General features: G+C 56.0%; 7 protein-coding genes and 1 pseudogene. 7 read left to right on the top strand and 1 reads right to left on the bottom strand.

Going from position 1 to position 7,387, the window contains the following annotated elements; translation table 11 throughout:
- The first annotated feature begins 49 nt into the window (after positions 1-49).
- The 4 genes and pseudogenes from ACRAUW_RS15595 to ACRAUW_RS15580 all read left to right on the top strand — a co-directional run.
- Entirely contained in the window at positions 50-466 is a 417-nt protein-coding gene (locus tag ACRAUW_RS15595) for an META domain-containing protein (protein ID WP_431363010.1), read from the top strand.
- Between the two features lie 70 nt (positions 467-536).
- A complete protein-coding gene (locus ACRAUW_RS15590; RefSeq protein WP_431363009.1) occupies positions 537-1,385 on the top strand; it encodes an HDOD domain-containing protein in 849 nt (282 codons plus the stop codon).
- Positions 1,386-1,390: 5 nt separating this feature from the next.
- Positions 1,391-3,220, top strand: a complete 1,830-nt coding sequence (gene malZ, locus ACRAUW_RS15585; RefSeq protein ID WP_431363008.1) for a maltodextrin glucosidase — start codon at positions 1,391-1,393, stop codon at positions 3,218-3,220.
- A 123-nt stretch (positions 3,221-3,343) separates the two neighbouring features.
- Positions 3,344-3,517 (top strand): annotated as a pseudogene (locus ACRAUW_RS15580) (IS4 family transposase); the annotation flags it as partial.
- 116 nt (positions 3,518-3,633) lie between these two features.
- Here the strand turns inward: ACRAUW_RS15580 and ACRAUW_RS15575 are convergent.
- Entirely contained in the window at positions 3,634-4,977 is a 1,344-nt protein-coding gene (locus tag ACRAUW_RS15575; RefSeq protein WP_431363007.1) for an MATE family Na+-driven efflux transporter, read from the bottom strand.
- A gap of 392 nt (positions 4,978-5,369) precedes the next feature.
- Here ACRAUW_RS15575 and ACRAUW_RS15570 point away from each other — a divergent pair, with 392 nt between their 5' ends.
- The 3 genes from ACRAUW_RS15570 to ACRAUW_RS15560 all read left to right on the top strand — a co-directional run bounded on the left by ACRAUW_RS15570 (position 5,370) and on the right by ACRAUW_RS15560 (position 7,337).
- On the top strand, positions 5,370-5,900 hold the full coding sequence (locus ACRAUW_RS15570) for an REP-associated tyrosine transposase (RefSeq protein WP_431363006.1): 531 nt from the start codon (positions 5,370-5,372) through the stop codon (positions 5,898-5,900).
- 396 nt (positions 5,901-6,296) lie between these two features.
- On the top strand, positions 6,297-6,827 hold the full coding sequence (locus ACRAUW_RS15565) for an REP-associated tyrosine transposase (RefSeq protein WP_431363005.1): 531 nt from the start codon (positions 6,297-6,299) through the stop codon (positions 6,825-6,827).
- Positions 6,828-7,154: 327 nt separating this feature from the next.
- On the top strand, positions 7,155-7,337 hold the full coding sequence (locus ACRAUW_RS15560; RefSeq protein WP_431363004.1) for a hypothetical protein: 183 nt from the start codon (positions 7,155-7,157) through the stop codon (positions 7,335-7,337).
- Positions 7,338-7,387 lie beyond the last annotated feature (50 nt).

The following is a 7,387-nucleotide window of genomic DNA, read 5'->3' as shown; positions in this document are numbered from 1 at the left end:
GACTGCCCAAAAAGGGTATTCTTGACGCTCCCCCAACCGGAGCCCCCTCATGCCCAGATTGCCCTTTTTGCTGATCCCCCTGTTACTGCTCGCTGGCTGCAGCTCGACCGCCTTTGTTCAGCAAGATCTGCAACACCACCACTGGGTACTGAGCAAACTGGATGGCCAACCGATCGAGGCCCCCCGCAATAATCCCCCCGATTTCGAGATCGGCGAGCACTTCACCGTCAACGGCATTGCCGGTTGCAACCGCTACTTCGGACAAGGCCATCTGGAAGATAACAAACTGTGGGTCACCAGTCTGGGCAGCACCGAAATGGCCTGCATGCCGCCGCTCGACATTATCGAACAGGCCGTACTGACCACCCTTACCGAGGGGGCGGCCCTGAGCGGCACCCGTCAGAACCTGATCCTGCAGGGCAAACAGCACCGTTTGGAATATACCTTGCGCGACTGGGTGTTCTAGCGCTCACAAAGCCGCATCACAAACAGGAACATGTTGTCCGGCTGTGGCACAATATGAGGCAAAATTCGTAATGGAGGCTGCCTCAGCCATGTCGATGGATCGCCTGTTTGACAAGATCAAACAACTCCCCACTATTCCCAAGCTGCTGCACGAGTTGATGCAGAGCTTCAACGATGAGAATGCCCGCATCGACCAGATTGCGGGCAAGATCGCCATGGACCAGGTGATCAGCGTCAAAGTGCTAAAGATGGCCAACTCGGCCGCCTTGCGCCGTGGCAACGAAGTGACCTCCATCGAACAGGCGGTGATCCGACTCGGCTTCAACCGGCTGCGCTCCGTGGTGGTCGCCTCCGGCATCATCAGCAGCTTCAAGGCCCCCCCCAGCTTCGATAAGAACAAGTTCTGGACCGAGACCTTCCAGGTCGCCACCATAGCCAAGACCCTGGCCCAGGAGGCCAAGGTACTCGATCCCGAGACCGCCTTTACCTGCGCTCTGATCCACAACATCGGCGAGCTGCTGATCCAGAGCACCTTGCCGGAAGAGGCAGAGCTCATCAACATGGCGATCCAGAAGGGGAACAGCCGGGTCGAGGCCCAGCGGGAGATGCTGGGCTACGACTATGCCCAGCTCGGTGCCGAGCTGGCGCGGCGCTGGAACCTCTCCGAGGCCTTCGTTGATGCCATCTCCCAACAGCTTGACCCACTCTCCCACGATCCGGTCAGCAAGGAGGCGGTGCTGATCCGTCTGGCGGTCTTTATCTCCTTCGCCTGGAACGCGGGCGTGCCTGCCCAGGCCATTATCGCCCGGTTTCCCAAACCGCTCGCCGATCAGCTGGGACTGGATCCCAAGTCGCTGGCAGGCCAGCTCGAAACACTGCACGAACAGGGTAACGCCCTCGCCGATCTGTTGACGCAATAAGCATCATGACCCATCCGTTTCTGTTTCATCCCCAGGTGGCGCCCTGGTTCAAAGAGAGCGCCGATGCCCTGCAACTGACCCTGTTCAGCGAACTGGATGCGCCGATCCGCGAGGTGTGGCTGCGCCACGAGCCGGATAACGAGGAGTACCTGATCCCGATGACGGCGGTATCGACCCGCGATCGGCTGCAGGTGTGGCAAGGGACCCTGCCGCTCATCAAGGGACAGGATATCCACCTCTACAGCTTCAAGTGCCTCACCGATGAGGAGCAGTGGTGGCTGCACGGGGCGGGCGTCAGCGCGTCCATGCCACCCCGGGAGCAGCATTTTCGCTTCAACAGCCTGCACCAGCCACCGGCCTGGGTGCAGGATCAGGTGTTCTACCAGATCTTCCCCGACCGCTTCTGCAACGGCGATCCATCGCTCAGCGTCAAGCATCACGAATATGAGTACCGTGGCAAGGCGGTGATCAGCAAGGCATGGGGCGAGCCGGTCAGCCGCCACGAAGAGGGCCACGGCGCCTGCGAATTTTACGGCGGCGATCTGGCGGGGATCGATGCCAAGCTGCACTATCTGCAATCCCTCGGGGTAACGGCGCTCTACCTCAACCCCATCTTCGATTCGCCGAGCAACCACAAGTACGACACCCAGGACTACTTCAAGGTGGATGCCCACCTCGGCAGCAACGAGCAGTTCGCCGAGCTCACCCGCAACCTGCACCAGCGCGGCATGAAGATCATTCTCGATGCGGTGGTCAACCACACCTCAACCCAGCACCCCTGGTTCTGTCCGCCGCTGGGGGCCCAGAGCAACCCGGACTCGCCGTGGCGCAGCTTCTACACCTTTGACAAAGAAGGGGATTACATCAGCTGGAAGGGCATTCGCAGCCTGCCCAAGCTCGACTTCTCCTGCGAACAGGTGCAGGACGCCGTCTATCGCGCCGACAATGCCATCCTCCGTTACTGGATGCGCGCCCCCTACCAGATCGATGGCTGGCGCTTTGACGTCATCCACATGCTGGGGGAGCACGGCACCGCCGAAGGCAACCGCAGCCATGTACGCGCCATTCGCGGGGCGGTGAAGCAGGAGAACCCGGACGCCTACGTGCTCGGCGAGCACTTCTTCGAGGCGAGCCAGTGGCTGCAAGGGGATCAGGAGGATGGCGCCATGAACTACTATGGCTTCGCCCACCCGATCCGCGCCTTCCTGGCGGGGCAGGATATTGCCTACCATCCCATCAAGATCAGCGCCGAAGAGCTGGATCGCTGGCTCAAGCTGGCGCGGGCCCATATCCCGTTCAAGAACCAGCTGGCCCAGTTCAACCTGCTGGACAGCCACGACACCGCCCGCTTCCTCCATCTGCTGGGTGAAGACAGGCAGCGGATGCGTCTCGCCGCCACCCTGCTGCTCACCTATATCGGTGTGCCCTCCATTTACTACGGTGATGAAGTGGGGCTCTCCGGCGGCAACGATCCGGACTGCCGCCGCTGCTTCCCGTGGGATACCACAGACTGGGATCACGTGCTGCACGACCACTATCGCCGACTGATCCAGATCCGCCGCCAGCGCCCCTCCCTGCGCCGTGGCGATATCCAGACCCTCTACGCCGGGCCCCACAGCTATGTGTTCGCCCGTACCCTGCAAAGCGATCAGGTGGTGGTGGCCTGCAACCGCCACCCGAGCGAGCCGCGCACCATCAGCCTGCCCCTGTGGCAGACCGCCAGCCCCGCCAGCCGCTTCACCGATGCCTTCAACGGCGAGAAGTTTGAAGTGGTGCAGGGCGAGCTGCAGCTCACCATCCCGGCCAACTCGGCGAGGGTGCTGCTGTCGAGCTGAACCCTCGAAACCATCAAATACACATGCCCAGGATCGTTAGCGGCAACCGATTGAAATAGTTATGAAAAAGGCTTCGTTTGTGATCTGGTTTTATCGTCAAACAAAACCGCCACGCCCGAAGCCATGACGATTATCCACGCCAGCCACTATCTCAATCAACTTCTCGCTTCCGCCGAGCTCGAGCGCATTGCCCGCCTCTGCAAATTTTGCCTGCGCCTGTGCGCCATCACACCCTGGATGCTCGTCACCTCCCTGTTACACGCCAGGGGTGGAGGGAGAGTCAATGCCATTGCCAGCTGGCAAGTATTCCAGCGACGCCTTTTTCAATAAGGTACGACAAACGTGGGTGCCCCAAATTCTTGCCTTTCTTCCCAGATTTTCCCCCGCATAAATCGAACCTGGGGTTGTATGACCTAGATCGTGTAATTTTCTTGCCGGAGCTGCCGGTTGTAGAGCCATCCGGTCACCAGCGTGTCCACCGCAATACCACACCCAAAGAGAATCGCTATGCCATCGAGTGATGGCGTCAACCAGCCTTGCAGGTAGCACGCATAGGCGGCGCCATAGACGGTGACGTTGGTGATCACCGATTGAATGGCCAAATAACGGGTCTGTCCCCGACCATACAGGACGCTATCCATGCAGGTGTTGAACATGAACAGCATGTAAAACGGCAGCGAAAGCAGGATCAGGTGAAGATGCTGGGTGATTGTGGTGTTGAGGATGTTTCTGATGAACCATTCATAGCACGGTGAGAGGAGTATCCATGCAATTGCAATGAGGACGCAGGTGGTGAAATAGCCAAGCATTTTGTCCCAATGCGGGAGCTTGTCTCCTTGTGACACATCTTGCTTTATGAGATCTGCCATCGGTAAAAACGGAAGCAGTAACCATCCCCATATAAAGCTGTTGGCAACCCAGAATGTCCCTTGTTCTTCGACAACATTGATCATTCTGATGATGAAAATGAGGAAGAAAGCATTCCGTATCAATGAGTCCACGCCGCTCCATTTGCCAACTCGGAACCACTCCCGCATCCATCCGAAGTCGGCTTGCACATGCAAGTCAGCAGAGGTGAGCCAGTATCTCTGCCTGACAACCCCGAGTGCATAAACGAGGGTGCAGATGCTTGCCACTATGTTGCTATACGCGATGCCGTTGACCCCTAGCCGGAAGCTAAATTCAAACTGGCTGAGCAGGAGTGTATCAAGGGTGACACTGACCAGAAGCTGGATGGCAAGAACGGTATATATGGCGCGGCGCCAGTCTTGCAGGACGAAGAATATGGTCAGGAAGCGAACCGCATTGAAGAGAGTCGTGCCAATCATTTCGAGACGTATATAGTCCACGGTGGCTGCAACTTGCTCCGGGCTTTGAGCCATAGCCTGCACCAGTGGCATGGCGAAGAGAGCAATGAGGCCCGTAAAGAGGGCGTAGATCCCGACGCTGACAATGAGGCCTGTTTTGAGCTTGTTCAGTGTGGCGTCACGCTCATGGAGTGTTTTTCCCAAGAGATAGAACAGCGGCAGAATCAGCGCTTCCTGCACAACCTCCAGCCCCAGATTGACCCAGGCCAGCTGGCTTGCAATGTTGACTCCCCACTCTGTCGGGAGATCGCCGAGGTAGAAGATTCGCGTGGTGGTATAGATGGTCGGCAAAGCGGCTGTGATCAAAAGCGCCAAGTAGAGCGGCCAATTGATCCTGCTTAGAGATGCACGGGTTCTTATTGCCAGTCGGCTGGCTTGGGTGTGATTCATAAATCCAGTAGGCACTGATAATCCTTGGCGATGTCGTCGATGTGCAGATATTGCTCTGCTTACAGAGAGGTGCTGGGGCGAATATCGAAACATATTCGGATGATCGCGTCATTAAAAACCAGTCCAACCCGCCAGATGAATACGGCTGAAAGACATGATAAATCAATGTCTTCTGCTTGTGCTGCCGGTCAGGTTTGAGGGCAGTGGCCGATTTGAGATAACGGGAATGGCTCGAAGTAAAAGGGAGTTGTAGGTTCGATTAGCGAAGCGTAATCGGACGATCGCGTAATCGAACAATCTCGTAATGGAACATCCGCACCATCACGGCCCGCAAGCAGATCGAAGTGAGGCAAGGCTATGCTTGGCTTTTTGGTCTCAACGAGGGGAAAAGGATGGCCAATTGGCGGCGGGCATGGTGGCCCGGAGGAACCTGGTTCTTTACCGTCAACCTGCTGGAGCGGCGCAACAACCGGTTGCTGGTGGAGCAGATTAACCTGCTGCGTCAAAGCGTTACCAAGGTGCAACAGGCTCACCCCTTCGCCATTCACGCATGGGTGGTGTTGCCCGACCATCTCCACTGCATTCTCTCTTTGCCGGAGGGGGACACCGATTTCCCCCTGCGGTGGCGGTTGATCAAAAGCCACTTTTCCCGCGCCTTGCCGGTGACCGAACGGCGCAGCCAGACCCGGTTACGCCACGGGGAGCGGGGCATCTGGCAACGCCATTATTGGGAACATCTGATCCGGGATGAGCAGGATTACCGCCGCCATATGGATTACGTCCATATCAACCCGCTCAAACATGGTCATGTCACGCGGGTGGCTGATTGGCCGTATTCCACCTTCCATCGTTATGTGGCGAGCGGCATCTATCCGCCGGATTGGTGCGGGTCGGTGGATGGGGCATCGGGGGAATTAGAGTAAACCTATCAAGGGTTATGCCAATGTGAACGTCCGATTACGCTTCGCTAATCGAACCTACGGCCCTGCTGGCAAACTCCGGTGAGCGCTACGCCCCCATCGAGTTGATTAGACTAGGCTGATCCCTTTCCCTGTCACCCTACTCTTTACAATTCACCCGGCCGCCGCGCCCCATCTGGCGGCCGGGTTTCTGAGTTCCCCTCTCTGCTTTACCCACCTTTCTATTGCAATGCTTCAAGCCGGTTTGAGTTGCCATGTAGGTTCGATTAGCGAAGCGTAATCGGACGATCGCGTAATCGAACAATCTCGTAATGGAACATCCGCATCATCACGGCCCACAAGCAGATCGAAGTGAGGCAAGGCTATGCTTGGCTTTTCGGTCTCAACGAGGGGAAAGGGATGGCCAATTGGCGGCGGGCATGGTGGCCTGGAGGAACCTGGTTCTTCACCGTCAACCTGCTGGAGCGGCGCAACAACCGGCTGCTGGTGGAGCAGATTGACCTGCTGCGCCATAGCGTTACCAAGGTACAGCAGGCTCACCCCTTCGCCATTCACGCATGGGTGGTGTTGCCCGATCATCTCCACTGCATTCTCTCTTTGCCGGAGGGGGACACCGATTTCCCCCTGCGTTGGCGGCTGATCAAAAGTCACTTCTCCCGCGCCCTGCCGGTAAACGAGCGGCGCAGCCAGACCCGGTTACGTCACGGGGAGCGGGGCATCTGGCAACGCCATTATTGGGAACACCTGATCCGGGATGAGCAGGATTACCGCCGCCATATGGATTACGTCCATATCAACCCGCTCAAACATGGTCATGTCACGCGGGTGGCCGATTGGCCGTATTCTACCTTCCATCGTTACGTGGCGAGCGGCATCTATTCACCGGATTGGTGCGGGTCGGTGGATGGGGTGTTGGGGGGATTGGAGTAAATACCTAAAAGGGTTGTTCCGTTGTAAGCGACCGATTACGCGAACGTCTTACGCGATCGTCCGATTACGCTTCGCTAATCGAACCTACGGTCCTGTTCATCGGAACCGTCATCCTACATATTGTGTTTTGAATTTTAATCTGGACTATATATTGTGTTTGAAATTTAAATAGTGACGCAGGTTAGTTTTTTATGTTTTAAATGAGTAAGTTAAGTTTAAATGGATTATGTTTTAGTTGCAGTTGGGCAAAAAATGAGTAGAATTTCGCGCTGCATTTAGTCTGTTAAACCTGCATTTAGGATGATAAATGTAGATAGGAGGTTAAGCATGGTTGCTTCTATGTACGAATATAGGCAAAGAAAGAGCCAAGTTATTGAATCTAATAGCAATTTTTGCGCACCTAAAAATAATGAACAAAGTGCAAAAGTGGTTGATATTAAGGAAAATAACAAGAAGAAAAGAAGGGCTCGTGATGTATTGCTATCATCTGCCCAGAAGTTGGGCTGGTGAATCTGTTACAAAACAATTGATTTTTAATGAAAAACCCTTAAGAATGTTTT

The sequence above is a fragment of the Aeromonas sp. genome (assembly GCF_050633025.1).
GTDB lineage: Bacteria > Pseudomonadota > Gammaproteobacteria > Enterobacterales > Aeromonadaceae > Aeromonas.
Note: the sequence above shows the minus strand (reverse complement) of the source record. Positions and strands in the feature narration are given on the sequence as shown.

Bases quoted from the DNA above. Each gene is read 5' to 3' on its own strand.
- ACRAUW_RS15595 (WP_431363010.1), top strand. From the start codon at position 50: ATGCCCAGATTGCCCTTTTTGCTGATCCCCCTGTTACTGCTCGCTGGC.
- ACRAUW_RS15590 (WP_431363009.1), top strand. From the start codon at position 537: ATGGAGGCTGCCTCAGCCATGTCGATGGATCGCCTGTTTGACAAGATC.
- malZ (WP_431363008.1), top strand. From the start codon at position 1,391: ATGACCCATCCGTTTCTGTTTCATCCCCAGGTGGCGCCCTGGTTCAAA.
- ACRAUW_RS15575 (WP_431363007.1), bottom strand. From the start codon at position 4,977: ATGAATCACACCCAAGCCAGCCGACTGGCAATAAGAACCCGTGCATCT.
- ACRAUW_RS15570 (WP_431363006.1), top strand. From the start codon at position 5,370: ATGGCCAATTGGCGGCGGGCATGGTGGCCCGGAGGAACCTGGTTCTTT.
- ACRAUW_RS15565 (WP_431363005.1), top strand. From the start codon at position 6,297: ATGGCCAATTGGCGGCGGGCATGGTGGCCTGGAGGAACCTGGTTCTTC.
- ACRAUW_RS15560 (WP_431363004.1), top strand. From the start codon at position 7,155: ATGGTTGCTTCTATGTACGAATATAGGCAAAGAAAGAGCCAAGTTATT.